Source organism: Yoonia sp. MH D7, assembly GCF_054439475.1.
Genome location: NZ_JBTJCF010000005.1, coordinates 81,039 through 106,476 on the forward strand (window position 1 = coordinate 81,039; position 25,438 = coordinate 106,476).

Consider the following 25,438-nt stretch of genomic DNA (forward strand, 5'->3'; position numbering starts at 1 on the left):
CAAATGACTATTTCAAGACGTACATTCGTTCAAACAGGACTTGCGGCAAGTGCGGCACCCCTGATTGGAGCACCGGCAGTATTCGCCCAAGATGCCAATATAAAACTAAGCTACGCGACGCTGAAAACCGGCGTCAGCGTCATCGTTAACGAATATCTGAAGGCCAAACGCCCTGATCTGGACAATGGCCTCGAGATTGACATCACCAACGAATATACTTCCGTTTCCAGCTACTACAGCGATTTCATTTCCGGCACGTTCGAATTGGGTATCGGCGCTTGGGATACCTATTTGCGCATGTATGAACGCGGCGTTCCCTGCAGTCTTGTGACGACAATCACCACCGGGACGATGATCAATATCGTAACGGCCGAAGATGGCCCGTCCTCTATCGAAGAACTGCGGGGGAAATCGATTGCCGGTATTGCTGCTTCGGGTGCATTTAATATGTGCAAATCAGCGCTGCGCAACATCCACGGAATCGAGTTGGGCGAAGATATCACCGTGCAGAACGTGCCGAGCCCGGCACAAGCCATGACGCTGCTGCTTGCGGGCAATGTCGAAGGCGCGCTTTCATGGGAACCGAATGTCTCTGCTGCGATGTCCCGCATGGACGGGCTGCGCTCGATCTTTAATCTGGGCCGCGAATATCAGGACGCGGAAGGCGCAGAAATGCCCTACTTCGGTTTTGCCCTGCGCAACGAAGCCATCGAGCGTGAGGCAGATGCCGCCGCGCGCGTTCATGCCACGTTCGCGCAGTTAATGGATCAGATTAATGCTGACCCAATGGATGCCTTCACCATCGCGGCGCCAGAGCTGAACGTAGAGCCCGAAGTGCTAATGGGCGCGTATGAGTCCGGCCGCTTGGATTTTTCGTCCCATTCGATGTTGGAACCGGCTGGGCGTGACCTCGTTCGCAAAACCCAAGCTTTCGTCGACGCCGAGAACGGTGAAATCGTTGATGGATTTTTCGCCAGCTGAATACAATTTGCCGCTCCCCTTACCGTGAACGGGGGGCGACGCATTTGATTGAAGGATTTATTAATGTCATCACAAGACCCAACTGTTTCGGCCTCAGCCAGGCCGGGCGCTGCAGTCGCCAAGCTACTCAATCAGGATCGCGTTGCCGGTCTTGTCGTGGTGGCACTCATTATCGTCGCGTTACAAATCGCCAGCATGTTTGCACCACATTACATTGCGCCACCGCCCGTGCTGATTGCGGAAAAGCTATGGACGCAGTTGATTCCGCTTTGGGATGAAATCCTGATTACGTTGTTGCGCCTCGCTGTTGCGCTGGTGTTTGCAATGATCTTAGGAACGATCCTCGGGATTGTGATGGGGATGATGCCAAAGTTACGGCCCTATATCCGCTCACTTGTGGTGATCGACACTGGCATTCCAGCCCTGTCATGGATGCTGTTGGCCGTGTTCTGGTTCAGAGAGCCCGAAATCCGTATCTTCTTTATTATGTCGGTTATTCTGGTGCCGTTTTACGCGCTGAACGTCTTTGACGGCATCCGCGCGTTGCCCAAAGAATGGCTTGAAATGTGCGAAAGCTTCCGGCCGAGCCGTTGGCAGGTACTGCGCTATCTGATCGCGCCACATATCGTTGCCTATGTTTTCTCAACTACACGCTCTGTCATTGGCTATGCCACCCGCATGGTGATTTTTGCCGAACTCATCGCATCTGCGGTCGGGATCGGGGCGCAGATGGGACTGGCCCAGGCCAACTTTGATATTGCCTCGGTTTTCGCTTGGACCCTGTTCCTAGTAGTCCTGAACATTTTTTCACAATCCATGGTGGCCCTCGTTGAAAAACGCGTCTTGCGCTACCGTCCAGAAGTCGAGGTGCGCTGATGGCCATGCATACACCCCCACCCGCCAACAACGGTCAGGAACCTGCAATCCTGATCGATAGCGTCAACAAGAGTTTTGGTAATGTTGTCGCAATTGAAAACCTGTCGTTTCATGTCAACAAAGGTGAAATCGTATCCTTCCTAGGCCGGACTGGTGCCGGCAAAAGCACTGCATTGAACCTGATTATGGGCAACCTGACCCCGACCAAAGGGCGGGTCCGTGTGATGGGGATGGACCCCAACAAGGACTTCAAAAAGCTGCGTCGCACGATTTCGGTGGGCTTTCAGACGGACCGCTTGCTGCCTTGGCGCACGACAGTCGAAAACGTCGAACTCGGCCTGCTGATTTTGCATGAAACCAAAAAGGATGCCCGTGAAAAGGCGATGGAATGGCTTGCGCGTGTGAACCTGACCGAGGCGGCAAAGCTGTATCCGTACGAGTTGTCAGGGGGGATGCGGCAACGGGCCAGCCTTGCGCGCGCCCTTGCGATTGACCCCGAGATTTTGCTGTTAGACGAATGTTTCAGCCAGTTGGATCACGTCACCTCGCAAACCCTTCGTGCCGATGTCAGCGACGTTATCCGTAAGTATCACAAAACCTGTCTGTTCATTACTCACCGAATTGATGACGCGATCGAAATGGCGGACCGCATTCTGGTGCTTGGCGCCCCTGCCAAATTATTGCTGGAAGAAGCCCCAACACCGGAAGACCGCACAGATCGTGATAAGTTTTTGATCCTACACGATAAAATTGCAGCCGCGCTAGGCGTGGACTCTTAAACCGAACATATCACTTGAGGAGGACCTAAAATGCTGACGACAGAAAAGAACAATCTACTGACCCAAACCAGTCCCGACCGCCCAATGGGGAAAATGTTCCGGTTTTTCTGGCAACCTGCGCTGCTATCGCGTGAATTACCCGAACCCGATTGCCCGCCGCGCCGCATCACAATTCTGGAAACCGACATGGTCGCGATCCGTGATACTGACGGGCGTGCGCAACTGATCACACCCACCTGCCCGCACCGTGGCGCAAACCTGTTTTTCGGTCGCGTCGAAGACGGTGGCATACGCTGCGCCTATCACGGCTGGAAATTCGACGTGGACGGCAACTGTCTGGACATCCCGACGCTGCCTGATAACGGCCAGCGTGAAAAGATGTGCAAAAAGATCAAGCTCGAAACCTACCCGACCCGCGAAGCTGGCGGTATCATTTGGGTCTACCTCGGTCCTGAAGAGTTGATGCCAGAAATGCCTGATTTTGAATTCACGGCCCTTCCGTCCGATCAGGTTTATGTCTCCAAAAAACTACAGACCACCAACTGGGCACAGGCCTGCGAAGGGGCGCTTGATACCGCGCATTTCTCGTTCCTGCACATGCCCCTGGTGGGAGGTAAAATCGACTTTGGCAAAGATGCGTTTGTCGCCGAATCCTCCGCCGATGAACGTCGCCTTGGCTGGATCCGCAACGACGGTTCGCCACGCTTTTCGATTAACAAGCACGAGACCGGAATTACTATTGGCGGCGCCCGTTATGCGGACGAGGGAGATACATACTGGCGTATCAGCCAGTTCCTGATGCCCAACCACGGCCTTGCTCCCAACGCCTTTCCGGGTGAAAATATGCACGGCCAATGCTGGGTGCCGATTGATGACGTGTCGTGCTGGATTTTCAACTACACATGGAATGCAGATCGTAAACTGACCGACGACGAAGTCGCTCGCTTCCAGAAGGGTGCGTCCATTCACGCAGAAACCGACGAAAACTACGTGCCGGTCCGCAATGAATCCAACGACTTCATGATTGATCGCGACGAGCAGCGCACCAAAACTTACACTGGCGTCAAAGGGGTGTCCGAACAGGATGCTGCGATTCAGACCAGCATGGGGCCAATCGTTGACCGTAGCAAAGAACATCTGAATTCCGCCGATTTAGGTGTTGTTCAATTCCGCCGTTATATCCTTGATGCGGCTATGGCACTGGACAACGAAGGCTTGCTGCCAACGGCACATTCCCACTCCGGTCAGTATCGTCTACGGTCGGGCAGTCATGTGTGCAGCGACAAAATCGCGTTTGATGATGTGATGATTGAACGCTTCGGCAACAAGCTTGCCCTTGCAGAGGGCGGCAAAGCTACCCGGGACGCGCAGCCTGAAAAAGTCGGGGAATAAGGCAATGGCAGAGAAGAGTATGGCGTCATCATTTCGCGAATTCGTCGTCGAAGCGCGACCGGTTTGCGGGATGTTTCAGTGCACTACGTCGTTTCAAATTTCAGAAATCCTGAGCCACACCAGCCTTGATTATATCTGTCTTGAGGCGGAACACGGTGCCACTTCTCTGCCACATATGCACGCGCAAGTGGCAGCAATTGCTAATCGCAAACCCGTGCTTGTGCGGATTGCGTCAGGCGACGTGGCCATCATTAAACCAGTACTGGATCTAGGTGTGACCGGCATCATGATCCCAGATGTGCGAACGGAGTATGAAGCGCGTGAAATAGTGGCGCAAACACGGTTTGCACCTGAAGGAAAACGCGGTATCGGCGGCAGCGTGCGCGCTTCGCGTTACGGAATGGACAAGTCCTATTTCGCCGATGGCCCACCCGAGCCGGTCGTGGTAGTTGCGCAAATCGAAAGTCAGGATGGCCTTGATAACATCGCGGCCATCGCCGCAGTTGACGGGATTGACGCTGTGTTTATCGGTCCGATGGACCTCTCAGCGCAACTCGGTCAACGGGCCAAACCGGACACACCAGACGTGCGCCAAGCCATTGAAGCTGCCCTTGCCAAAGCCAAAGTTGCGGGCGCTGCAACTGGCATTTTTTGCCCCCCGGATAAGGTCAGCCATTGGCGTGGTCACGGTGCCAGCTTCTTCTTAGTCGGTTCCGACATCGGCGCGCTGGTCGGCAATGTCACCGCAATGATGACGACAGCACATAAAGAATAGGAAAAGCCATGACGACTGACACCATTATCGCCGGACAACAGCTTTTGCTGGCGTTTTATCAATCTCTCGACGAAGTGCGTTTTGCCGATGCTGCAGCCGCGTTCGCAAGTGATGGCGAATGGCACCGCAAGGGAGAGGTTCTGACCGGACCAAAGCAAGTTGAGGCCGCATATGATGACCGCGATCCGGACCTGCGCACCCGCCATGTCATCAGTAACGTCGTGCTGGTCAAAACTGAAGCTGGACAGGATTTCAGTGTTTACATTACGCTGTATTCGGGTACGACACCCTCTGGTGATGTGCCAACCGTACCAGGGCCAGCCATGGTCCTGACGTCGAACGGATCGTTGATCCAACAAGACGACCGGTGGCAAATTCAGCAAAAGAAAACTGTTCGCCAATTTGCCATTAGCCACCCCAAGTCGTGAGGTCATAGGTATGTCAGTTACAATTTCTGTCACGGTTGAAGATGTTACCAAAGAAAACGAAGAGGTCGTTCGTATCGTCCTCGCCAATACCACAGGGGCCGATCTACCCGATTACGACTGCGGCGCGCACATCGATATTCATCTGCCCAACGGATTGATTCGGCAGTATTCACTTTGGCCGGCACCCGGGGCTTTCAAAGCCTATCACATCGCCGTGAAACGCGAACCCGCTTCGCGCGGTGGGTCGGCGGCTGTTCATGATCTTTTGAATGTTGGCGATACTCTTTCGATCTCGGTACCGCGCAACAATTTTGCCCTGAAACCCGATGGCGAAAGGGCCATTCTACTGGCCGCCGGTATTGGAATCACACCCATTCTGTCGATGGCCTCTCATCTTGATGCTATCGGTAAGGATTATGAGCTTCATTATTTCACCCGATCCCGCGAAGTTACGGCATTCGCCGATCTGATCGAAAGTTCATCCCTGATGAACAACACTACCCACTATTTCGGTCTTGATGGCCAAGCCGTGCAGAGCACACTTTCGTTGATACTCGATCAATATGAGAAAGGAACCCATGTTTATCTGTGTGGTCCAACGCCGTTCATTGATGCCGTAGCCGCCATCGCTAAACCGAACTGGCCCGATGGTGCTGTCCATCTCGAACATTTCAGTGCGGACGCGCCTGTTCTGGATGAAGGTGGCGATAGCTTTGAAGTGCATCTTGCTAAAAGTAATCTAACCTATGACATCCCGTCAGACAAAACCATTGCGGACGTCCTGATGCAAAACGGTATCGAAATTGAGCTTTCCTGTGAGCAGGGTATATGCGGAACCTGTCTTACTAAGGTACTTGAGGGGACGCCGGAGCATGAAGATATGTATCTTTCTGACGAAGAGCACGCACAGAATGATCAAATGACAATTTGCGTTTCACGATGTAAAGGTCGAAGAATTGTGCTGGACTTATAGTGCAGCAGGTAATCAGAAGTGATGTGTAAATGGGGCTAGAGCTTGAAAAACCGGCGATTTCGGTAAAAGATCGCACGTCAACGAAGCCGCGTGTGCAATCCGTTTCACGAGCAGCATCCATTTTGTTTTGTGTTGCCGAAAGTCGCATCGGACTGAAAGCTTCCGAAATTCGCCAAATCACCGGATTGCCGACCCAAGCTACCTATCACCTTTTGCAATCTCTTGAAGTGATTGGCCTACTTCGCCGTTCAGCCGAAAACAATTACGTGCTTGGGTTGCGCGTCGGGGATCTCATCGATGGTTTCAGAAATCATTTTTCGTGTCCGGCCGCCTTGCGCGAGCTGGTCGAAAAGGTCGCAACAAAAACCGGCGAAACAAGTTATGTGTCCGGCTGGTTCGACGGTGATCTTGTGACCCTTGCTGTGGAAGCGGGATCAAACCCTGTCCATGCTGCTGTGGGTGCCAGATATTTAGGCGGCTATGTCCACGCGCGTGCAGCCGGCAAGTTACTTTTGGCGCTTTCCCCTGAAGCGAACCGCGCGGAGTTCTTTGCAAGTTGTGACTTTGAGTCTTTGACAGAGCATACGCTTCGCTCGGAAGCCGCGCTGCGCACTGAATTTACAGAAATACTGAATCAAGGCTACGCGCTGGATCGTGAGGAATATTCGATTGGCTTAACATGTCTTGCTGTTCCAATACGTCTGGCCGGTGACACATATGCATTGTGTGTTTCCGCGCCAACCCAACGTATGAAAGAGCATTTCAAATTAATTAAAGAACAAATCGAGCACGAAGTAGCAGTACTCCGTTGAAAAACTGCGTTTGTCGTTGCGTTTGATTTGCCGATACCGTTTTTTAATCGGTAGCTGTAGATATTTTCTAGGGCCCGTGGAGGTATTGCCAAGTTGTTGACTGGGTTTGCTAAAGGTATGTGGACTCCATGAATATTCCAATTGATTTGCCACGCCTGAAGGGTTTTCGTTATCCTCGTGAGATTATTGCTTACGCTGTTTGGGCTTACCATCGGTTAGCTCTGAGCACGGCTGATGTTGAAGACCTGTTGGCCGCGCGGGACGTGATTGTCAGCCGAGAAGCAATCCGACTTTGGGTCAACCGCTTTGGTCAACACTTCGAAAATTGCATTCGCCGGGATCGACCACGGCCGGACGACAAGTGGCACATGGATGAAGTCGTGATCACGATCCGTGGCAAGAAACACTGGCTGTGGCGTGCGATCGACGCGGATGGAGACGTCCTCGATATTGCTCGTGCAAACACGCCGCAATTCCAAAGCAGCAAAGCGCTTTTTCCAAAGATTGGTTTCACAGTTTGGCGAGCCGAGGGTGGTCTTAGCTGACAAATTGCGTAGCTATATCAAGCCGGTCAAAACACTGGCCCCGAACGCTGACCATCGCGGGCACAAGGGCCTAATAACGCGATCGAAGTGTCACACCGGCCGACACGTAAGCGAGAGAAGATCTTCGGAAAATTCAAATCCCACCGGCAGACACAGAGGTTTTTGGCCGCACATGACCAGATCAACTTGCTCTTCCGTCCCCGCCGATATCAACTGAACGCAACTTCATACCGCCACGCCCGCTCCGATGCTTTCAGCCTCTGGGCAGATTACACCGCGGAAATGGTGGCATGATCCTGCCTTTGCCAAGCTTCGCAAGCTGATGCCAACAACTTGGCAATACCGTGCAAACTTCTCTGCTGGCGTTTGGTATTGCAAGGTCTTTCGGGGGCGCGTCACAACAGCCACTCAATCGGTAAGAGCCCGATCACGACGATTGCCACCTGTTCGAACCACGTCGCGCCGGGTTCTTCCTGATAGGTCACAACCTGACCATCGGGCAGTGTTTCGTGCCAAATCATCCGGTTTTCCGGCGTGAGTTCTGGTCGATAGCTGAGCAATTCCAAATCGTCAAAGCTGCGCCGTGCTTGTGCGGCCATTATCGGGCTGTCGATGAGGAAACCCATTTCGCAGTTCAAAAATGCGGAACGAGGATCGAAGTTAAACGAACCAACGAATATCCGGGCGTCGTCAATCGCAAAGGTCTTGCTGTGCAGGCTCGCTCCCGAAAGGCCAAGTCTGCCAAGTTCGCTCTGTCCCGTGACTGTTGTTGCGCCAAGCCTCAATTCAAACAGTTCGACACCGGCCTCAAGCAGGTCGCGTCGGTGCTTGGACTTGTCACGGTTTAGTTCCGGTCTCTTTCGAGCAATGTTTGCTATGAAGGAGATAGAGAATGGCAAAGAGATACACAGACGAGTTTCGGCGTGATGCGGTGCGCATGGCGATGAGCAGTGGCCTAACGCGGCCTCAACTTTCATCGGATTTAGGGGTTGGGCTTTCGACGCTGAACAAATGGGTTCAGCAACATCAGCATGACGATCTGATGTCAGGACCGCATGAAGACGTCGAAAAGGAGAACACGCGGCTTCGCAAAGAAGTCCGCCTACTGCGTGAGGAGAGGGAAGTGCTAAAAAAGGCGGCAATCTTCTTTGCAGGCCAAAGCCGGTGAGATTTGCGTTCATCGACGCCTGGAAAGAAGTTTGGTCCGTGGAATTTCTCTGCCGTATCATGCAGGTCACATCGCGTGGGTTCCGTGCTTGGCGGGTGCGTCCGATGAGCCAGAGCCAGCGGGATGATATGGTATTTCTGGCCCATATCCGCGAACAACATCGGTTAAGCCTAGAAAGCTATGGGCGACCCCGCATGACTGAAGAATTGCAGGAGCTAGGGCTGAAGATCGGACACCGGCGCGTAGGGCGTTTGATGCGTGAGAATGGCATCAAGATCATAAGAACCCAGAAATACAAGGCGACGACGGACAGTAACCACACGTTCAACATCGCACCCAATCTGTTGGATCAAGATTTCTCAGCGACTGGCCCCAACCAAAAATGGGCAGGTGACATCAGTTACATATGGACCAGTGAAGGGTGGCTGTATCTCGCCGTCATCCTTGATCTGTATTCTCGCCGTGTCATCGGTTGGGCTGTCAGCAACCGCATGAAGAAGGATCTAGCGATCCGGGCGTTAGATATGGCCGTTGCTTTGCGACAACCGCCGAAAGACTGCATTCACCATACGGATCGCGGGTCGCAATATTGTTCAAACGAGTATCAGCGGCGCCTGAAGCTGCACGGCTTCAAGGTCTCAATGAGCAGCAAAGGTAACTGCTACGACTGTGAGTATGGTATTGCGGCTTGATGGCCTGACCTGTCCGTCGTCAGGGTTTTTGGCACCAAAGGCGGTCTAGACTAAGAGAGAGTTCGGCTCATCTGGTTGGTTGCATTATGCGGCGTGTTGTCTGTGATGCAAGCGTCGCGTTTCGAGCGTCTTACGTTTGATCCTTTCCCGTTGCTGTAGAATGGCTTTGTCGCGTCCGAAGTATACGTCGGCGGGTGTAACGTTGTTCAGGCTCTCGTGGTAACGCTGGTGATTGTAGTGGTCTACGAAGGCTTCGATCTGAGCCTCAAGATCGCCGGGTAGGAAGTAGTTTTCCAGCAGGATGCGGTTCTTCAAGGTCTGATGCCACCGCTCGATCTTGCCCTGCGTTTGAGGATGATAGGGCGCGCCACGGCTGTGCTTCATATCCTTGTCTTTCAACCATTCCGCCAGCTCCCCCGAGACGTAGCTGGAGCCGTTATCACTCAGCAGGCGAGGTTTGTGGGTAATCCCCCCATTTTTAACGGGGTGCGGCTGTAGAACTTACGCGGCCATTTTTAGTTTCTGTGCGGGTGTGATGCCGCCGATGCCCATATTCGGGCGGTCATTGTTGTAAGTCCAGAGTATCCGTCTTGATCAAGCGGTTTTTGGTGTCCATTTGCGATTAGCTTTGACAAGTGCATTTGCGATTTCGATTAGCTTCCGCATTATAGCGACGATTGCGACCTTGGCGGGTTTTCCCACGTCTCGTAGGTGTTCGTATTTTGCTTTGAGGTCTGGGTTCCAGCGCATGGCGACTAATGCGGGCATGTAAAGGGCATCGCGCAAGGGCTTGCGCCCGCTTCCGATGGACGCTTTGCCCTGCCATAATCCAGACTGGCGTGTGATGGGGGCGAGACCAGCCAGGCTGGCCACTTGTTTGCGATCTAGCGTGCCGAGTTCGGGCATCAGGGTCAATATTGCGGCAGCAGAAACAGCGCCGACACCGGGCATGGAACGCAAAATATCATGCGTACGTGCGGTGCTCTCCCGCGCCTGGATCAGCGCTGCTATCTCGGCGTCCAACTCAACGATCTGGCGTTCCACTAGCGTGAGACGCGCTTTGGTTTGGCGTTTCAGGAGAGATAACCCCTGAATTTGAGCACGGTTGCGCAATCTGGTGCGATCCTTGACCAACCCAGCCCGCGCAACATGCAAGTCTTTGAGGTCAATTGCTTCTTTCGGGAGAGGCACTTGTGGTTCAAGATTAAATGCCGCGCCCATAAGCGCCAACATTCGAGCATCGACTGCATCAGTCTTAGCTCTCGTACCATGGGCCTGCGCAAAACGGCGCGCCTGCAAAGGATTTACCTTGACCAATGGTAACACCTTCCCAAGTGTCGCTTCAAAGGCTTTGTGATACGATCCTGTCGGCTCGTAAACGACCCTCGCTACACGGGTCGCCTTGCCCAACCATCTGATAAGAGCACGGAAGCCTGTGATTGAATTATCGAAGCGTTTAGCCATGTCGTCTTCCAATCGAAACACGTCCAGATGGGATTTAGAAATGTCCACGCCAATGTTATGATCTGTCATATTCTCCATATCCTATGCTTGTCATACGTGACTTGTTGCACGCGTATCCGTTCAGGCCTTTGGGGAAGACGGCGGTTGATCAAACTCTGGAGCGGTCCATCATGACCCAGCCATTTACGATCCAACCGCCGCCACTGCCTGTCACAAATGACGTGGCGGGCAGTGGCCCCATTATAAAGCAGGAGCCAAGTTCATTATAAGACAAGCCATTGTGTGGCGAAGTCTTGCGCCTCCTCGATGTTTTCAATGATGTGTTGGTCCAACCATTCATGCCTGACCGTGCGATTGTAGCGCTCGATGTAAGCGTTCTGCTGCGGCTTTCCGGGTTGGATATGCTGGATGCTAATACCTTGTTTTTCAGCCCATTCTAACAGCTTGCCACTGATATATTCTGGGCCATTATTCAACCCGAATAGTTTCTGGTTTTCCACGCCACTCAATGATCCGATTGAGGCTGCGAATGACCCGTTCGGCGGGCAAAGAAAAATCAACTTCAATGCCCAAACCCTCGCGGTTAAAGTCGTCCAGCACGTTCAACAGCCGAAACGCCCGACCGTCCCCGAGGCGATCCGCCATGAAGTCCATCGACCAGGTCACGTTCGGTGCGTCTGGCACTGCCAGCGCATCGGGTTTGTCCCGCTTTAACCGTTTCCGAGGTTTGATCCGCAAGTTCAGTTCCAGTTCGCAGTAGATGCGGTAAACGCGTTTGTGGTTCCACGGATGGCCCTGCACATTGCGTAGATGCAGGAAACATAGCCCAAACCCCCACGTCTTCCGGGCGGTCGTTAGCCCAACCAGCAGATCGGCGACCTCTTCGTTCTCGTCGCTCAAGAGCGGGCTGTAACGATAGCAGGTCTCACTCACGCCAAAGGTGCGGCAGGCCAGCGCAATGCTGACACCGTGTCGCGCCACAGCTTTCTCGGCCAGACCCCGACGCAGGGCTGGCCGGATCACTTTTTTCCAAGGGCTTCCTTCAGTAACTCAGCTTGCATGCTCATCTCGGCATACATCTTCTTGAGACGCCGGTTCTCGTCTTCAAGGGCCTTCATCTGGCTAATCATCGATGCGTCCATCCCGCCATACTTCGACCTCCATTTGTAGAATGACGCGTTGCTCATGCCGTGCTCGCATCCCCTTAGTTTTGGGGAGGATTACCGGGCGAATAACCGCAATTTGGGATGCGACCGCAGAAGGGGGGTGTTGTGGCCAATGTCGGCAAAGGAAATGGCTATGATAATGCGGCGTTTGAGACGTTCTTCAAAACGATCAAAGCAGAGCTAATCTGGCGAGACACATGGGGCACCCGCAGGCAGGCTGAGATAACCATCTTCGAATACCAATCCGCGACGCAGCCACTCAGCACTGGGCTGGAAAAGCCCTGTCGCCTTCGAACGAGAGGTGGCTTAAACGAGCACTTGGGGCGGCACTAAAGCGCGACAGGTCCAAACTGTGCATTCGGCTTTCTCGGTGATGAAAAGTTGAAGCACTTAACATAACCGCGGATAGTTAGGGCGAGTTAAATTAACTTACAAGTGATCGGATGACATAGTCCGCTTGAATTAGGCTCTGGTGGTCAATGGGCACGCCCGTTTCAATCAGAATGCCGCGAATGCCTGCGTTCTGCGCGGCTAAGATGTCAGTCCCAAGCTGATCCCCCAACATTATGGCATTATGAGAGTCTGCCCCGATACGCTCTAGCGAAGTTTTTAAAATATCCCCTGACGGCTTTCCGAGAATTAGGGGCTTAACACTCGTGGCAGAGGCGATTGACGCCAGCAGTGCACCCGTGCCGGGCTCATATCCGTCTGCGGTGGGCCGGATGACGTCGGGATTGGTCCCGATGAGTTCTGCACCAGCCAAGATGTTGAGCGCGGCTTGTGTCATCATCGCGTAATCAAATTTTCGATCCAATGCCACGATGACGGCTGCCGCACCGCTTTCGACTATTTCAAAGCCAGCGCTTTCAATTCGGGCCTTAAAAGAATCTGACCCTATGACATAGACGCCCGTGCCTTTGGGGTATTTTGCACGGGTATAGGTGAGTGCGACCTCACCAGATGTGACAACCTGATCGGCAGTGCAAATGATGCCCAATCGATTGACCTTGGCCGCAAACTCGGTTGGCGATTTTTCGGCGTTGTTCGTGACAAAGCAGTAAGGGATGTTGGCGCGATGCCATGCGGCGAATTGCTCGGCGGCACCTGGAATGATGTTTTCGCCTCGATAAACAACGCCATCCAGATCAGACAGGACTGCCGAGAATTCCAGCTCATCAAGGGACGTTAGCCGAAGTGTTTTCGTTGAAGGTTTTATCACGTTTTATCCTGCAAATTCGGATCGAGTTTATCACGCATCCAGTCCCCCAAAAGGCTGATGGATAGGGTTGTAAGGAAAATAACAACACCAGCAGGAACACCGATCCACCAAGCTGTCGCAAGATAGTTGCGACCTTCACCCAATAGCAAGCCGAGGCTTGTCGCCGGCGGTTGAACGCCAAGGCCAAGAAAGGAAAGGGACGTCTCTAGCAGAATAATCTCAGGGAAATTCAAGGTGACCTGAACCATAATGATACCCAACATATTTGGAACCACATGACGCCAGTAGACTCGCACAGGATGCACCCCCAGCGTGCGAATGGCGTAGGCATAACCCTGTCCGTTTGTTGACAACACAAGTCCACGTACAATTCGCGCGTAACCGTCCCATCCAAAAAGGCCGATCAAAACCACCAGAAGAATGAAGTTATTGCCAAAGAATGCGAGTACGGCGAGCGCAACGATCAAGAAGGGGATGGAGGCTTGGAAATCAACCATCACCATAATAATGTCATCCACCCAGCCTCGAAAATGCGCGGCAATGATACCGAGTACGGTCCCGACTGTTGCTCCGATGACAGTTCCCATGATTGCAATCAGGATACTGGTCCGCATTGCATAAATTACGCGACTCAGTACGTCTCGCCCTAGGTTGTCAGTCCCGAGCCAGAACTCTGGCAATCCATCCATGAAAGCGGGCGGCGTAAGGCGTTTGAGCAGGCTTTGCTCAGCATAGGCGAAGGGCGCAATAACGTCTGCACAAAGAGCCAGAACGAGCACAAGAAGAAGCCACCCGACACACAATCCGATTATTACAGGAGGCCGAGTTTTCCATATACGGGTCAAAAAATCACGGCGGCGTGGCTTGTTTGCACCTTTATAAACGTCAGCGGAATTCATGCCGTAGCCTTTCGTTTATTATGGATTTCGATGCGTGGGTCGAGCCAGCCATAGGTGAGGTCAACAATGAGGTTAACTGTGACCATGGTTAAAGCAATCAGAAGGATGACACCTTGAACAACCGCTAGGTCGCGTTGGTTGACGGCATTCACTAGAAGCAATCCGACCCCAGGCCATGCAAAGACGGTTTCAATGGTCACGGCCCCACCTATAAGACCGCCGATCCGCATTCCGACGACAGTGACCACTGGGATTGCGGCATTGGGCAGGGCATGTTTCAAAACGCGCTTGTCGGGCGGAATACCTTTGGCTGTCGCCGTCCGCATGAAGGGCATGTGTAAAATGTCCAACATTGAAGAACGTGTAAATCGAGCAATCGTTGCTGCACTTGCTGTTCCAAGAGTTACCGCTGGCATCAACAGGTGCCAGAAACTGCCTGTGCCAGAGCTGGGCAGCCAACGCAGTGTCATTGAGAACAGCAGAATCAACAGTATGCCCAGGAAAAAATTCGGGATGCTATGCCCGAGAATAGTTGCTGACATGGTGATGCGGTCAACCCAAGTGCCGCGACGCAAGGCTGCAACCACGCCAGATGGAATCCCGACAGCGAGTGTTATCAACAATGCGGCAGCACCCAATTGCAAGGTGACGGGGATGCGTTCGGAAATAACTTCAATAGCGGGCCGTCCATCCCGAAAGGAGACACCCAGATCACCGCGAGCCATAGCACCCAAATAGGACAAGTATTGTTCGAGATAAGAACGATCAAGGCCCCAGCGCTCGCGGAATGCTTCTATTGCGGCGGGCGATGCGTCATCAGCCATCATCAGTTCGGCAGGGTCACCTGAGGCGCGTAAGACTATGAATACGAATGTCACGGCGAGCAGAAGTGTGAAAGCGCCGCGGGCCAATTTGGTCAGTATGAAGTGCAGGTTCATTGTACCCACGCTCCAGTCCCTGCCGTCCAGCCACAATCGACGATCGTTTTTCCATCAATTACCCACTGCCGCAGATATTGTTCATGCCCGTGAAGTGATGCGCTTAGCACTTGCGTTTCAACCGCTGGTATCGTTCCAAAGCGCGCATCATCCCCCACCAGGGCCTCTCGCAGTGGTCGCCCCGTTGTACCATCAATTGACAGGCCCATTGTGATCAGTATCGTTGGTATAATATCGGGGAGCCAACACGGTGTAGCCGACGCAAACTCTGATCGATACGCAGGGCCTTGCGCTGCTAGCACTGTAGACAATTCGCCTTTATTAAGCCCGCCATGCATTCCGCCACCCACTGGGATACCGCCAGCGAAAATACAACTGTCAGGCTGCGGGCTACAGCCTTCGGATGAATTCGTGGACCGAAGCGTAAACCCGACATCCGGTCCGCGTTGGTGATCGTTACGCACCGCCTCCCACGTAAATGCCCCCTCAATTGCGGTCCCATCCGTTGCGGTGGCGAAAACCAGACCACAGAAATCCTGTTGCACAAGCCAATCGACAACTTCGGTTTTCTTGGTGTCGGACGGGTCATCCAGATAGATGCCGCTAAATGCCCCAACAGTTGATTTACCAAAACGGTCGGGGATGATCTTTGGATTTTTCAATTGTTGAGAGCCAGTAATTTGCCCGTGGTCGGACATCACAACGATATTCTCGGGGCCGTTACCTGCGCGCCACCACGCGATAATTCGTCCAAAATTTTCGTCGCACGCTTTTTGCGCAGCCACACTTTCAGAGGATGTGATGCCAAACATATGTGACGTAATGTCTGGATCACTCATCCAAAACACACACATGTCGGGTGAGAATTGGGGATAAATCACCTCAAGTAAAGCATCCGTTGAATAGGTAATCCGTTCCACGTTCGGCGTTCCGGGGTGTGGGATGTCGCGCATCTTTTGGGCGATAAGATCGTGGAGGTCCACACTTGAAACCGGTGGGCCATGTACGGTGAACACGGGCTGGCTCAGCGCATGGGCACTGGAGTTCATCATGCGCGATGCGCCCTTTGATGCCGTACTAACGACTGCCATTGTAAGGCCATTCTCCGCCATGCGTTGGCCCATCGTTTTGCGGTCCAAGAGTTGACCCGCGTTGGCCGCAGTTTCAAGTTGGTCCCAATCGGCAGTCTTAAATGGCGCATCGGGCTGGAGCGGATGATAGAACTGGTTGGCAACAAGCCCATGGTCCGACGGTGGGCAACCTGTCATGACCGAGGTAACCGCGACCCGTGTTTCGCTGGGAAACACTGATCGTGAATTGAGGAAATCAGCCCCTTCAGCCATAAATCGCGAAAGATTGGGCATTAGATCAGAGGTTGCCCGATCACGGCGCAACCCATCAAATGCAACTATAAGTGTGGACCCGCGCATTATTTGAATTCCTCTAGGATTAATTTGGTTTGGGGCACATCGTTAACAAGAATACCATCAATCTGAGCGGCTGATAAAAGCCGAAGGCTCATCTCATTTATTTCGCCAGTGCGCCTGCCAGTCGTTCCTGCGCCCGTAGTCACCCAAACCTCGCAACCCAATGACTTGATGTCTTGGACGCGACGGGGGGTTACATCACTTTCCCAAAGGCGGATGATCGTGGCTCCTCGGTTGCAAAACGAGGGGCCATCATCCGCGCTGGGTATAAAGCCAAGAACGTTTACGCTCTGCTTATCTTCAAAAAACGCCACGGCTTCGGTGCTATGGCAACCTATGGTGACAAGATGTCTATGGTGCGTTGAGACTCGTTCGTTGATGTTATTCCACACGAGATCAAGCGCCCTTGGACTTTCATCTTTGAGGTCGAGAACAACGGCCCTTCCAGCCTTTGCGTTATCCAGAACACCGGTAAGCAATCCGAGGCCCGCTTGTCCGCCTGTTAAGCTTTGTAGTTCCGGAAGGGTCAGCACATCGACACGTTCAGGTCGGTTGAACAGGCGTTCTAGCGTCGGGTCGTGGGCACAAATACCAGTCTCGTCAGTTAGAAAGCGGACGTCGGCCTCTACTGCGTGAGCACCGGTCGCATATGCCTTCGACCAACTCTTAGGCGTGTTTTCGGGATGGTTTGCGCTGTCGCCACGGTGAGCGATGATCTTCATCAGTTCATGTTGCATGTTCGGTTTCAACGGACGCCCCTACGAGGCGCCGATGCTTTCTATTTCGTGATGTTTTGATTGGCGTGGTCTATCGGCTGGAATTGAGCTCAGTAATCTGCGCGAATATTCATGTCTTGGCCTGTCAAACAGCGTCTTGGTATCACCGATCTCCATCAACTGCCCCTGATACATCACACCCATTCTGTGACTGATATGACGAACCACAGACAGGTCGTGCGAAATGAACAGCATTGTCAGCTGCAGCCTGTCACGCAGGTCGAGCAACAGATTGATAATCTGTGCCTGAACGGAAACGTCGAGGGCACTTACTGCTTCGTCGCAGACCAGTAACCGAGGCCGAAGGATCAACGCCCGCGCAATCACGGCACGCTGCAATTGCCCGCCAGAAAGCTGATGGGGCAACCTGTTGCCCATTGTGCCAAGTCCAACAAGTTCGAGCGTGTCTTGTGTGCGGCGGTCAGCATCTTCGCGGCTCAGAGTTTCATGTGTCGTCATGGCCTCACGGACCTGGGCGTGAATTGTCCAGCGCGGATCGACGACCGCTGCGGGGTTCTGGAATACGACTTGAACTTGCTTTCGTTGCTGTCGCCAGAGGGCTGACCCGACTGGGGCATAGGGCTCGCCCCAAAAATTAACCTTGCCGCTATGAGGGGCTTCGACGCCGGCTACCATACGGCCAAGCGTGGACTTACCGCTACCGCTTTCTCCGACAATCCCGAGAGTCTCGCCAGCATGTAAATGAAAGCTCACGCCGTCCACAGCCTTGTTCATCGTAGGCTTGCGAAACAGACGAGAGCCGTCAGGGTAGGCCTGAATCAGATCGGCCACAACAACCCCGTTTGATGGATCAGGCATCATCGCGCGGCCTCTATTTTCTTAGAGGGTATCAAATGGCAAGCCGCTGATGTGCCTTGTGTTTGTTGCAAGGCCGGTGTCGTCTTGCAAATGTCTTGCGCAAGCGAACAACGTGGCGCAAATGAACATCCTTCAGGGCGGTCTGAGGGAGATGGTACTGTTCCTTGAATGACGTCGAGCGGCGTACCAGGCTCGCGGCTGAACCCGATCCGACTGCTCATTAAGGCTCGCGTGTAGGGGTGCGCGGGGTTGTCGAATAAATCTGACGTCGCCCCTGTTTCCACAATGCGCCCCGAATACATGACAGCCACCCGATCTGCGATTTCGGCCACGACACCAAGGTCGTGCGTCACAAAAATGACGGCAAGTTCAAGTTCGCTCTGGAGGTCTTCGATCAAACGCAGAATTTGCGCTTGAATGGTGACATCGAGTGCCGTCGTGGGCTCGTCAGCTATAAGAAGTTTTGGTTTGCTCGCAAGTGCCATAGCAATCATGACGCGCTGACACATACCGCCAGAAAGCTGATGAGGATAAAGCGTCTTGTTGCGCTTGACGGATGGAATGCCGACTTGATCAAGCAATTGCTCCATTCTGTGTTCGGCGGCTTGGCCGCGCAATGCAGTGTGCTGGTAAATTCCTTCAACGATCTGTTGTCCGACCCGCTGGATCGGGTTCAGAGCTGCCATAGGATTCTGAAAAATCATTGTCACATCTTTACCGCGAAGCTGGTTCAGGGTCGTTTCTGATGCGCAAAGGGTCTGTGTCCCGAAGAGCTCGATAGAGCCACTTGGTTGCAATCCGTCGTCGAGCAATCCGAGGATAGCCATGCAGGTGAGGCTTTTGCCGCAGCCACTCTCACCGACGAGACAAAGGGTTTCACCCGGCGTCACGGAAAAACTGACGTCTTCAACAAGATCAGCCTTGGTCGAGCGCACTCTGAGATTACGGACTTCGAGTACTGGTTTAACAAGTTGTGGAGATATCGATCTCAGAAAGGGAATGCGGGAGGCCGCAGAACTGCCACCTCCCGCCACTACTTGATTGACGACCACTACTCGACCTCAACGTTCAGGTTATAGGGGCGAAGGTCCATGTAGTAGAATGTGTATGGTTCCCATTCCACGTTTGTGGCGACGCCATAGGTTTCCAGTGGTTGGTAAAGAATTGTGCCCGGCGCATCGTCTTTCCAGATTTCCAACATTTCCCAAGCGGCTTCCTGACGCACCGGTTGTTCTACAGTGCTTTGCAGGATTGCGCCAAGTTCGTTGAACCGATCAAGATTTTCAGTACCAACCCAAGTGTTCTCACGCTGTGGGCTGCCGAACGGGCCCCAAAGGTTCCAAAGGCCACCAACGGGATCTGGGTAACGCGTGGAATTGGACCATGTCCGGATTTGCAATTCCAAGGGGTCTGTTGCCGAGAATGTCTCCACAACATCAAGCTCGACATTCAGGCCAATCTCTTTCCACATCTCAATGATAACCTGTGCAGCAGGCATCGCGTTGAGGTAGTAGTTCGGCTGGGTCGAATACTTGATCAGTTCACCGTTATAATCGGATTCCGCGATCAATACGCGCGCCCGCTCGGGATCGTACTCCAGACCGACGTGGTCAGGATTATACATGTCACCGAATTCGGGATATTGGTGACCATTGGGAACAACGGCCTGACCGCCCCAAAGCGCTTCGTTTAGAAGGGGCCGGTTGATCCCGAGGTTCATGGCTTGACGGATGCGAACATCATCTAAAACAGGATCAGTGACATTGTAGCGCAGCACATGCGAGTTCGCGAGAACAACCGAGCGGGTTTCGATCCCGTCATAGCTGTTGATCTGATCGATTTGGTCAGGTGCGACATTTGTAATGATGTCAAATTCGCCAGACACGAGGCCCGCAACACGGGTCGACGGTTCTGGAATCTCGCGGAACGTCACTGTTTCGACGGAAGGGGTGCCATCGAAGTAGTCATCAAATGCCACCAGACGAATGGATTCATCTGCTCGATACTCGCTGAGCATATAGGGGCCAGTTCCCACGGGGAACATCGGAACACCGCCGTTTTCGGCGGCTTTGGCAGCCCAGTCATCTTCGTTGATGATCCAAGAGGCCCAAGACGCCAGGCGCTGTTCCAAGAGAGGATCAGGGGCCTTGGTTACAAAACGAACTGTCAGCGGATCAACAACCTGTACTTCGTCCAAGACCGAGAAATAGGCAGGCCCCTCTGGAAGAACTGCATTCTCGCCACTCAGACGATCAGGCGAAAAGGTAAAGGCAATATCGTCAGCCGTCATAACTGCGCCGTTGTGGAACATGACACCGTCGCGAAGTTTGACTTCGAGTGTCAGGTCGTCAATTCGCGCCCAACTCTCGGCCAATCCAGGGATAAGTGATGCGCCACCTCCGCCTTCTTCGGACAGAAAATCGCGGCGGATCAATGTGTCGAAAATGCTATAATTTACTCGTGTTCCGACATTGGAAAGCTCTTTGCCTGGCTCAAGCGTGGCCGGCAAATCCGCAACGCCGATAACCAAATCAGCGCGATTTTGCGCGAGTGCGGCTGTCGCAATTGTAGCAATTGCTGTGGCCCCCAAGAGGCCGACAAGTGTTTTGCGAGAATGTAGAAAATATGACATTGGAAACCCTAGTTTGATCATTCGCTGAGGATTTAGCAGCTTTATATGACAACCACGTGATGGTTTGATGTCAGTTTGTTGGCCCCGTTCAAATTCGACTGTTTGGCATGGATGCTCCGGAAACGAGCCAGATGTGTAAGTTACTCGGAGGAGGTGAATGGGTCTGTGGGCGCTCTGCTACTCGCTTGTTGCGAGACCTCACTGATAATGGTGGTTTAAGTTGCACGCCGCATTCAAGACACCCCTATGGCCGGATTGTGTCGTCCTATTCAGTTAATGGCATGGATCTGGGATTTGCATTGATCGATGCGGGCCTGGCATGGGCTTTTGTCGAATATTCCAATATGTTCGTAGAGCAGGAGAAAATTGCCCGATCCGCCGGTTTGGGGGGTATTGCAGCCTGTTCCTGACCGACGGACGTTTAGCAATAGACAACAATTCCGCCGAGCGCGCGCTGCGCCCAATTGGAATAGGCCGCAAGAAATTGCTCTTCGCAGGGGCCGACACAGGCGTTGAAACTCTGTCACGCGCCATGACCATCATCGAAACCGCCAAGCTCAACGGCCCTGATCCTCAGGCCTATCTCGCTGACATACTGAACCGCATCCACGATCATAAGATCAACAGGCTTGATGAAATGCTGCCGTCGAGTTAGGTGCCGCTGATCTCCGTAACCGACAGTCAAGCCGCATTAGCTGTGGTAGCAATGAAGCGGTTACGGGCTTTCCTATTGACTCTCGACTTGCTGATGGCATTTTCGAATGCTGAATTGCGTCGTTGTTGACCAGCCATAGTGTAAAACAATACGACTCGTGGTGCGCTTTCATACTCCGACCATACTTTTGGATACATGTTCATGAAACTCGATACTGAACGGCTTCGCCTCGAACCCTTTGCGCCCGAGCACGCGTCGGGATTGCACGCTATGGACAGCGACTCTGAGGTGATGCGTTACATTGGGGCGACTAAAACATTGGTCGAAACAAATGAGGGCATCATTCGAGTAGCAGAGCGCTGGGAGCGGCTCGGCTATGGATGGTGGGCGATCATCGAGAAGGGTACCGGTGACCTTGTTGGAGCTGCTTGTGTACAAGACGCAGGGCATGTTGAGGGCGCACCGCTAGAAATCGGTTGGCGCTTAATAGCTTCGGCTCAAGGCAAAGGTTATGCAGCCGAAGCTGGCGAGGCGGCGATGAATTTTGCGTTTCACCATCTCAACGTAGATCTTGTGATTGCGGTCGCCGATCAAGACAACATCGCCTCACACAAAGTCATGAAGCGGCTTGGCATGACCTACCAAGGGATCCAAGTGCATTATGATCTGCCTCTGATAACCTATGTCAAACACAGAAGTTCGATAGATGACATTAAAGCACACTGACATCTAAAAACTCTTGGAACATGCTTAAGGCAGAGTAAGGATGTTGTTGATTGATTTGCGGCTATCATGTGCATATATTATGCGCATGATAGCGAGGTGAGTCGATGCAAGCACAACCCATTCCCAAAAAGCCGACCAACCTGTCCTTGGATCAAGGCCTTTTGTCTGAAGCCAGAACTTTTGGCGTGAACCTCTCACAGGCTGCGGAGGCGGGTTTGCGACGCGCTATTAGGGATGCAAAAGCCACTGCATGGAAGCGTGAAAACGCCCAAGCACTTGAGACATCCAATGCTTGGGTGGAAAGCTACGGTTTACCCTTAGAAAAATACCGGTCCTTTTGATGGCGCGTTTTGATGTGTATGCCAGCCCGGACGGTGGAAGTTATTTGCTTGACGTGCAGGCCGACCTGCTGGACAGCCTGAATACGCGTGTGGTTGTGCCATTGATACCGGTCAGTACAGCTCCGTCTCCAGCTAAGCGCCTTAATCCAGTGTTCGATATCCAGAACGAACTCCATGTGATGGTCACACAATTTTTGTCTGCGGTGCCTGTATCTATTCTGAAAACACCCATTGCCAGCCTTGCGATGCATGACGCGGACATCACAGGGGCTCTCGATCTGTTGACCACGGGCGTTTGAGTGCCCGGTTCGATTAATGGCAAAAACGCTGGTTTGTGAACGGCGTGCATTTATTGTGATCGTCAGCGCTGTATTCGAACCACCCCTTTTTTTAAAACAACGGCCTGTTCCAGTGAACCGGTTCAGGTTAGATCGTGATTATGTCTGATTTATCTATAAAACCTGCAGCTATTGCTGACGTCCTCGCAGAAGAAATCATTAGGGGCGAAATTGCTCAGGGTGCTCGACTTGCGCAGGATCATATCGCCGAACGATTCAAGTGCAGTCACGTCCCTGCTCGCGAGGCGCTTCAGCGCCTTGTGCAGATGGAACTTGCCACCTTCATCCCCAAGCGCGGTGTCCGAGCGTTTTCTTTGACTGACGCAGATCAAGACGACATTCAGGAAATGAGACTTGCACTGGAGCCGCTAGCTTTGACGAAAGCGGTTGCCAACATTACGCCAGCGGCTCTGCAGGAGATGGAGATTTTTCGGCTTGCTTGCGACGATGCCAACGACCCTATTTCTTGGGAGAAAGCAAACCGGCAGTTTCACTTGGAAATCCTGAAGCCCTGCGGACGGCCTCTTTTACTGGGACGCATCAAACAACTTCAGCGTCTTTCCGCACAGAGATTTCACGCCAGATGGCGTGAAACATGGCAGAGCACCTCGGACAAAGACCATGTGGCTATCCTTCAGGCCATGGAACGTCGCGAAGAAAAAACAGCATCTACGATCTTAAGGCGGCACCTCTCCCGAGGATGATTGCAGAAGGCCCTTGCAAACTATCTATAATTTAAATACTTTTTTATTCCTGCTTATTATTTAATAGATACTTTAAGGAAGCACCTAAATGATCTCATCCACAACTGCAGTCGACGGCAACAATCTCAGAGCACTCGATGTGCAGAACTTTACACTATCGTGGAAAATAGCTGCGGTCTTTTTTGGCACCCTTTTCCTCACATTGTCGTCCTATATCGAAGTGCCGATGATCCCAGTTCCGATCACGATGCAAACCTTTGCGGTCATGCTTGTCGGTGCCTTATACGGATGGCGTCTGGGTGGAATCACAATCGTGGCTTGGTTGATGGAGGGAGCCCTTGGGCTGCCGGTTCTGGCGGGGGGCGCTGCTGGAGCACAACATTTCTTAGGCGCAACCGGCGGCTATCTTTTTGCCTTCCCAGTCGCGGGAATGGCTGTCGGGTGGTTAACGGAACGTGGCTGGAACGGGCAGCGCGTTTGGCTTTCGTTTCTTGCTATGCTGATCGGTAACGCGATCTGTCTGGTTCTTGGGGCCGTATGGCTTGCAGTGCTGATCGGTGCGGAACAAGCAATTATGGCGGGTGTCGTTCCCTTTATCATCGGTGGAATTGTAAAGTCTGGTCTCGGCGCGATGACGCTTAAACTGTTGACGCGCGACACCAAAAATAACACCGAATGACAGTACGCCTACGTGCTCACCATCTTCTTTGCATTCTTACTTACATTGGCAAAGGGTATAGCCCCGTCTTCACAGACAACATGACTGTGATTGCGGGGCGAATTTCAGCAGGTGAGATTATCGAAATCGTAGACGGGCCGGATGAAATCTGTGCTCCGCGTCTGGCGGAAGCTAATGCGCATTGTAGCGATGACAGTGTTTACAATCGAGACCTTCAAGCTGCGAAGGATGTGGGCAAGATACTGCAAGTGCCGGTGCATACCGGCGCAGAGCTTTCTTTAGACAAAGGATCTTTGAGGCTACTTCGGTCGGCGTTCTCACAAAATCAGGTTCGATCCGCCTGTAACGATTGCCAATGGGGAGAACTTTGCACTCATATTTCTTTAAACGGCTATGAAGGGACAATCGTTTAATCCTACTTGCGATTGCAGTGCTTGAGTGGTGGCCAAACGTGCCTGTTTCAAAAGCGCTCGTTTTTGGCACAAAATGGCTAACGCCTAAGTTTGGCAGGCAAGGCTCCTAGACGTTTCACGTTTAGAAGTTCTGGGTTTAGTTTTTTTATAAGACCGCATGATGCGTGAAGTGGTCCTGCTTTTTAGGACAGGTTTGCGACTTGGCTAAGATGCATCTGGTTTGTGTTCATGCCGCTTTTCGTATGTGCGCTTGTCAATGGCGGTGTTAAGACGCCCAGAATTGCAGAACTCGATCCAATTTTCGATGATGCGTTTTGTTTGGAAGCCGTCAGTGATTTTTTGGAGATAGACGGCCTCCTGCTTGAGTCAAACCACCCGAGAACTGGTTACCATTATATGACTAAGGGCATAGATCGCTCTGCCGATGGTGAAGCCCGTGACAGCAGCGATCACACCGCTAGTTTCAAACGCTTCTTCCATCAGATTAAACGCCAAAGCCGAAATAAGGACTCCGATACCAAAGGCCATGATCGATGCGCTCACGACATTTGGGAGACGCACGAAATTACCGATGGCAGCCCCAAAAAGGAGCGCACCACCGGCTGACAAACCACATATGGCAGCTTGGGTCGGGAAGGGTTAGAAACTTTTTGTCGTCATGTGGCATATCCTTTTCTCAATTGAGAATTGCGGCGCGTGAAAAACGCCATGATATGCCGCCCCTCAGGCGCCATCACCAACTTTTAGTTATATCTCACAGTTTTTGGGAGGGTGAAACATCTACGATATGCTGACGATGCTACAGATTACGTGACAAAGCC

26 protein-coding genes and 6 pseudogenes are annotated in these 25,438 nt (G+C 52.7%); 20 read left to right on the plus strand and 12 right to left on the minus strand.

Annotation, left to right across the window (positions count from 1 at the left end; all coding sequences use genetic code 11):
• The first annotated feature begins 3 nt into the window (after nucleotides 1-3).
• From ACXLHR_RS18800 to ACXLHR_RS18840, 9 genes and pseudogenes are all read left to right on the plus strand, one after another.
• Nucleotides 4-981 (plus strand): ABC transporter substrate-binding protein, encoded by a 978-nt coding sequence (locus ACXLHR_RS18800; RefSeq protein WP_458792995.1) that lies wholly within the window; start codon nucleotides 4-6, stop codon nucleotides 979-981.
• A 63-nt stretch (nucleotides 982-1,044) separates the two neighbouring features.
• Entirely contained in the window at nucleotides 1,045-1,857 is an 813-nt protein-coding gene (locus tag ACXLHR_RS18805) for an ABC transporter permease (RefSeq protein ID WP_458792996.1), read from the plus strand.
• Nucleotides 1,857-2,636 (plus strand): ABC transporter ATP-binding protein, encoded by a 780-nt coding sequence (locus tag ACXLHR_RS18810; RefSeq protein WP_458792997.1) that lies wholly within the window; start codon nucleotides 1,857-1,859, stop codon nucleotides 2,634-2,636. Before ACXLHR_RS18805 ends, ACXLHR_RS18810 begins: the two co-directional genes overlap by 1 nt.
• Nucleotides 2,637-2,666: 30 nt before the next feature.
• Nucleotides 2,667-4,028, plus strand: a complete 1,362-nt coding sequence (locus tag ACXLHR_RS18815; protein ID WP_458792998.1) for a Rieske 2Fe-2S domain-containing protein — start codon at nucleotides 2,667-2,669, stop codon at nucleotides 4,026-4,028.
• Between the two features lie 4 nt (nucleotides 4,029-4,032).
• The gene (locus tag ACXLHR_RS18820) at nucleotides 4,033-4,803 is read left to right on the plus strand and encodes an HpcH/HpaI aldolase family protein (RefSeq protein WP_458792999.1); all 771 of its coding nucleotides are present in this window, start codon (nucleotides 4,033-4,035) and stop codon (nucleotides 4,801-4,803) included.
• A gap of 8 nt (nucleotides 4,804-4,811) precedes the next feature.
• The gene (locus ACXLHR_RS18825) at nucleotides 4,812-5,231 is read left to right on the plus strand and encodes a nuclear transport factor 2 family protein (protein WP_458793000.1); all 420 of its coding nucleotides are present in this window, start codon (nucleotides 4,812-4,814) and stop codon (nucleotides 5,229-5,231) included.
• A gap of 10 nt (nucleotides 5,232-5,241) precedes the next feature.
• Nucleotides 5,242-6,204 (plus strand): PDR/VanB family oxidoreductase, encoded by a 963-nt coding sequence (locus tag ACXLHR_RS18830; RefSeq protein ID WP_458793001.1) that lies wholly within the window; start codon nucleotides 5,242-5,244, stop codon nucleotides 6,202-6,204.
• Nucleotides 6,205-6,233: 29 nt separating this feature from the next.
• Entirely contained in the window at nucleotides 6,234-7,016 is a 783-nt protein-coding gene (locus ACXLHR_RS18835; RefSeq protein WP_458793002.1) for an IclR family transcriptional regulator, read from the plus strand.
• Nucleotides 7,017-7,144: 128 nt separating this feature from the next.
• Nucleotides 7,145-7,855, plus strand: a pseudogene (locus tag ACXLHR_RS18840) (IS6 family transposase).
• A gap of 101 nt (nucleotides 7,856-7,956) precedes the next feature.
• On the opposite strand, the gene ACXLHR_RS18845 reads toward ACXLHR_RS18840, so the two are convergent.
• Nucleotides 7,957-8,538 carry a phospholipase D-like domain-containing protein gene (locus tag ACXLHR_RS18845; RefSeq protein ID WP_458793003.1) on the minus strand — a complete coding sequence of 194 codons (582 nt, stop codon included), beginning with the start codon at nucleotides 8,536-8,538 and terminating at the stop codon, nucleotides 7,957-7,959.
• Between ACXLHR_RS18845 and ACXLHR_RS18850 the strand changes: the two are divergent.
• Nucleotides 8,454-9,397 (plus strand): annotated as a pseudogene (locus ACXLHR_RS18850) (IS3 family transposase); the annotation flags it as partial. The gene ACXLHR_RS18845 and the pseudogene ACXLHR_RS18850 overlap by 85 nt on opposite strands.
• Before the next feature lie 108 nt (nucleotides 9,398-9,505).
• Here the strand turns inward: ACXLHR_RS18850 and ACXLHR_RS18855 are convergent.
• The 3 genes and pseudogenes from ACXLHR_RS18855 to ACXLHR_RS18865 all read right to left on the minus strand — a co-directional run.
• Nucleotides 9,506-9,889, minus strand: a pseudogene (locus ACXLHR_RS18855) (integrase core domain-containing protein); the annotation flags it as partial.
• 126 nt (nucleotides 9,890-10,015) lie between these two features.
• The gene (locus ACXLHR_RS18860) at nucleotides 10,016-10,954 is read right to left on the minus strand and encodes an IS110 family RNA-guided transposase (RefSeq protein ID WP_458789636.1); all 939 of its coding nucleotides are present in this window, start codon (nucleotides 10,952-10,954) and stop codon (nucleotides 10,016-10,018) included.
• Nucleotides 10,955-11,157: 203 nt separating this feature from the next.
• A pseudogene (locus tag ACXLHR_RS18865) lies at nucleotides 11,158-12,081 on the minus strand (IS3 family transposase); the annotation flags it as partial.
• Between the two features lie 81 nt (nucleotides 12,082-12,162).
• On the opposite strand from ACXLHR_RS18865, the pseudogene ACXLHR_RS18870 reads away from it, so the two are divergent.
• Nucleotides 12,163-12,361: pseudogene (locus ACXLHR_RS18870) on the plus strand (IS3 family transposase); the annotation flags it as partial.
• A 114-nt stretch (nucleotides 12,362-12,475) separates the two neighbouring features.
• On the opposite strand, the gene ACXLHR_RS18875 reads toward ACXLHR_RS18870, so the two are convergent.
• From ACXLHR_RS18875 to ACXLHR_RS18910, 8 genes are all read right to left on the minus strand, one after another.
• The gene (locus tag ACXLHR_RS18875; protein ID WP_458793004.1) at nucleotides 12,476-13,270 is read right to left on the minus strand and encodes an HAD-IIA family hydrolase; all 795 of its coding nucleotides are present in this window, start codon (nucleotides 13,268-13,270) and stop codon (nucleotides 12,476-12,478) included.
• Nucleotides 13,267-14,169, minus strand: a complete 903-nt coding sequence (locus tag ACXLHR_RS18880; RefSeq protein ID WP_458793005.1) for an ABC transporter permease — start codon at nucleotides 14,167-14,169, stop codon at nucleotides 13,267-13,269. The genes ACXLHR_RS18875 and ACXLHR_RS18880 overlap by 4 nt, the downstream gene beginning before the upstream one ends.
• Entirely contained in the window at nucleotides 14,166-15,107 is a 942-nt protein-coding gene (locus tag ACXLHR_RS18885; protein WP_458793068.1) for an ABC transporter permease, read from the minus strand. Before ACXLHR_RS18885 ends, ACXLHR_RS18880 begins: the two co-directional genes overlap by 4 nt.
• Complete coding sequence (locus tag ACXLHR_RS18890; protein ID WP_458793006.1) at nucleotides 15,104-16,537, minus strand: alkaline phosphatase family protein; 1,434 nt, start codon at nucleotides 16,535-16,537, stop codon at nucleotides 15,104-15,106. Before ACXLHR_RS18890 ends, ACXLHR_RS18885 begins: the two co-directional genes overlap by 4 nt.
• Nucleotides 16,537-17,271 carry a glycerophosphodiester phosphodiesterase gene (locus ACXLHR_RS18895; RefSeq protein WP_458793007.1) on the minus strand — a complete coding sequence of 245 codons (735 nt, stop codon included), beginning with the start codon at nucleotides 17,269-17,271 and terminating at the stop codon, nucleotides 16,537-16,539. The genes ACXLHR_RS18890 and ACXLHR_RS18895 overlap by 1 nt, the downstream gene beginning before the upstream one ends.
• 21 nt (nucleotides 17,272-17,292) lie before the next feature.
• Nucleotides 17,293-18,129, minus strand: a complete 837-nt coding sequence (locus ACXLHR_RS18900; protein WP_458793008.1) for an ATP-binding cassette domain-containing protein — start codon at nucleotides 18,127-18,129, stop codon at nucleotides 17,293-17,295.
• Nucleotides 18,129-19,064, minus strand: a complete 936-nt coding sequence (locus tag ACXLHR_RS18905) for an ABC transporter ATP-binding protein (protein ID WP_458793009.1) — start codon at nucleotides 19,062-19,064, stop codon at nucleotides 18,129-18,131. The genes ACXLHR_RS18900 and ACXLHR_RS18905 overlap by 1 nt, the downstream gene beginning before the upstream one ends.
• 116 nt (nucleotides 19,065-19,180) lie before the next feature.
• Nucleotides 19,181-20,761, minus strand: a complete 1,581-nt coding sequence (locus ACXLHR_RS18910) for an ABC transporter substrate-binding protein (protein WP_458793010.1) — start codon at nucleotides 20,759-20,761, stop codon at nucleotides 19,181-19,183.
• A 131-nt stretch (nucleotides 20,762-20,892) separates the two neighbouring features.
• Between ACXLHR_RS18910 and ACXLHR_RS18915 the strand changes: the two genes are divergently transcribed.
• The 9 genes and pseudogenes from ACXLHR_RS18915 (at nucleotide 20,893) to ACXLHR_RS18955 (ending at nucleotide 25,223) form a co-directional block, all read left to right on the plus strand.
• Nucleotides 20,893-21,171 carry a thermonuclease family protein gene (locus tag ACXLHR_RS18915; protein WP_458793069.1) on the plus strand — a complete coding sequence of 93 codons (279 nt, stop codon included), beginning with the start codon at nucleotides 20,893-20,895 and terminating at the stop codon, nucleotides 21,169-21,171.
• Nucleotides 21,159-21,416, plus strand: a pseudogene (locus ACXLHR_RS18920) (transposase domain-containing protein); the annotation flags it as partial. The gene ACXLHR_RS18915 and the pseudogene ACXLHR_RS18920, both read left to right, overlap by 13 nt.
• Nucleotides 21,417-21,617: 201 nt before the next feature.
• Nucleotides 21,618-22,142 (plus strand): GNAT family N-acetyltransferase, encoded by a 525-nt coding sequence (locus ACXLHR_RS18925; protein WP_458793011.1) that lies wholly within the window; start codon nucleotides 21,618-21,620, stop codon nucleotides 22,140-22,142.
• Nucleotides 22,143-22,246: 104 nt separating this feature from the next.
• Nucleotides 22,247-22,483 carry a type II toxin-antitoxin system CcdA family antitoxin gene (locus ACXLHR_RS18930; protein ID WP_458793012.1) on the plus strand — a complete coding sequence of 79 codons (237 nt, stop codon included), beginning with the start codon at nucleotides 22,247-22,249 and terminating at the stop codon, nucleotides 22,481-22,483.
• Entirely contained in the window at nucleotides 22,483-22,782 is a 300-nt protein-coding gene (locus tag ACXLHR_RS18935) for a CcdB family protein (protein WP_458793013.1), read from the plus strand. Before ACXLHR_RS18930 ends, ACXLHR_RS18935 begins: the two co-directional genes overlap by 1 nt.
• A gap of 140 nt (nucleotides 22,783-22,922) precedes the next feature.
• Nucleotides 22,923-23,525 (plus strand): GntR family transcriptional regulator, encoded by a 603-nt coding sequence (locus tag ACXLHR_RS18940; RefSeq protein ID WP_458793014.1) that lies wholly within the window; start codon nucleotides 22,923-22,925, stop codon nucleotides 23,523-23,525.
• An 88-nt stretch (nucleotides 23,526-23,613) separates the two neighbouring features.
• The gene (locus tag ACXLHR_RS18945) at nucleotides 23,614-24,204 is read left to right on the plus strand and encodes a biotin transporter BioY (protein WP_458793015.1); all 591 of its coding nucleotides are present in this window, start codon (nucleotides 23,614-23,616) and stop codon (nucleotides 24,202-24,204) included.
• Nucleotides 24,201-24,617, plus strand: a complete 417-nt coding sequence (locus ACXLHR_RS18950; protein ID WP_458793016.1) for a DUF1284 domain-containing protein — start codon at nucleotides 24,201-24,203, stop codon at nucleotides 24,615-24,617. The genes ACXLHR_RS18945 and ACXLHR_RS18950 overlap by 4 nt, the downstream gene beginning before the upstream one ends.
• Nucleotides 24,618-24,845: 228 nt before the next feature.
• A complete protein-coding gene (locus tag ACXLHR_RS18955; protein ID WP_458793017.1) occupies nucleotides 24,846-25,223 on the plus strand; it encodes a hypothetical protein in 378 nt (125 codons plus the stop codon).
• The last annotated feature ends 215 nt before the right edge of the window (nucleotides 25,224-25,438 follow it).

What these genes read in the sequence shown, in the direction of transcription:
- ACXLHR_RS18800 (WP_458792995.1), top strand. Translation starts at nt 4, where the DNA reads ATGACTATTTCAAGACGTACATTCGTTCAAACAGGACTTGCGGCAAGT.
- ACXLHR_RS18805 (WP_458792996.1), top strand. Translation starts at nt 1,045, where the DNA reads ATGTCATCACAAGACCCAACTGTTTCGGCCTCAGCCAGGCCGGGCGCT.
- ACXLHR_RS18810 (WP_458792997.1), top strand. Translation starts at nt 1,857, where the DNA reads ATGGCCATGCATACACCCCCACCCGCCAACAACGGTCAGGAACCTGCA.
- ACXLHR_RS18815 (WP_458792998.1), top strand. Translation starts at nt 2,667, where the DNA reads ATGCTGACGACAGAAAAGAACAATCTACTGACCCAAACCAGTCCCGAC.
- ACXLHR_RS18820 (WP_458792999.1), top strand. Translation starts at nt 4,033, where the DNA reads ATGGCAGAGAAGAGTATGGCGTCATCATTTCGCGAATTCGTCGTCGAA.
- ACXLHR_RS18825 (WP_458793000.1), top strand. Translation starts at nt 4,812, where the DNA reads ATGACGACTGACACCATTATCGCCGGACAACAGCTTTTGCTGGCGTTT.
- ACXLHR_RS18830 (WP_458793001.1), top strand. Translation starts at nt 5,242, where the DNA reads ATGTCAGTTACAATTTCTGTCACGGTTGAAGATGTTACCAAAGAAAAC.
- ACXLHR_RS18835 (WP_458793002.1), top strand. Translation starts at nt 6,234, where the DNA reads ATGGGGCTAGAGCTTGAAAAACCGGCGATTTCGGTAAAAGATCGCACG.
- ACXLHR_RS18845 (WP_458793003.1), bottom strand. Translation starts at nt 8,538, where the DNA reads ATGAAAGTTGAGGCCGCGTTAGGCCACTGCTCATCGCCATGCGCACCG.
- ACXLHR_RS18860 (WP_458789636.1), bottom strand. Translation starts at nt 10,954, where the DNA reads ATGACAGATCATAACATTGGCGTGGACATTTCTAAATCCCATCTGGAC.
- ACXLHR_RS18880 (WP_458793005.1), bottom strand. Translation starts at nt 14,169, where the DNA reads ATGAATTCCGCTGACGTTTATAAAGGTGCAAACAAGCCACGCCGCCGT.
- ACXLHR_RS18885 (WP_458793068.1), bottom strand. Translation starts at nt 15,107, where the DNA reads ATGAACCTGCACTTCATACTGACCAAATTGGCCCGCGGCGCTTTCACA.
- ACXLHR_RS18890 (WP_458793006.1), bottom strand. Translation starts at nt 16,537, where the DNA reads ATGCGCGGGTCCACACTTATAGTTGCATTTGATGGGTTGCGCCGTGAT.
- ACXLHR_RS18895 (WP_458793007.1), bottom strand. Translation starts at nt 17,271, where the DNA reads ATGCAACATGAACTGATGAAGATCATCGCTCACCGTGGCGACAGCGCA.
- ACXLHR_RS18900 (WP_458793008.1), bottom strand. Translation starts at nt 18,129, where the DNA reads ATGCCTGATCCATCAAACGGGGTTGTTGTGGCCGATCTGATTCAGGCC.
- ACXLHR_RS18910 (WP_458793010.1), bottom strand. Translation starts at nt 20,761, where the DNA reads ATGTCATATTTTCTACATTCTCGCAAAACACTTGTCGGCCTCTTGGGG.
- ACXLHR_RS18915 (WP_458793069.1), top strand. Translation starts at nt 20,893, where the DNA reads ATGTGTAAGTTACTCGGAGGAGGTGAATGGGTCTGTGGGCGCTCTGCT.
- ACXLHR_RS18925 (WP_458793011.1), top strand. Translation starts at nt 21,618, where the DNA reads ATGAAACTCGATACTGAACGGCTTCGCCTCGAACCCTTTGCGCCCGAG.
- ACXLHR_RS18930 (WP_458793012.1), top strand. Translation starts at nt 22,247, where the DNA reads ATGCAAGCACAACCCATTCCCAAAAAGCCGACCAACCTGTCCTTGGAT.
- ACXLHR_RS18935 (WP_458793013.1), top strand. Translation starts at nt 22,483, where the DNA reads ATGGCGCGTTTTGATGTGTATGCCAGCCCGGACGGTGGAAGTTATTTG.
- ACXLHR_RS18940 (WP_458793014.1), top strand. Translation starts at nt 22,923, where the DNA reads ATGTCTGATTTATCTATAAAACCTGCAGCTATTGCTGACGTCCTCGCA.
- ACXLHR_RS18945 (WP_458793015.1), top strand. Translation starts at nt 23,614, where the DNA reads ATGATCTCATCCACAACTGCAGTCGACGGCAACAATCTCAGAGCACTC.
- ACXLHR_RS18950 (WP_458793016.1), top strand. Translation starts at nt 24,201, where the DNA reads ATGACAGTACGCCTACGTGCTCACCATCTTCTTTGCATTCTTACTTAC.
- ACXLHR_RS18955 (WP_458793017.1), top strand. Translation starts at nt 24,846, where the DNA reads ATGCCGCTTTTCGTATGTGCGCTTGTCAATGGCGGTGTTAAGACGCCC.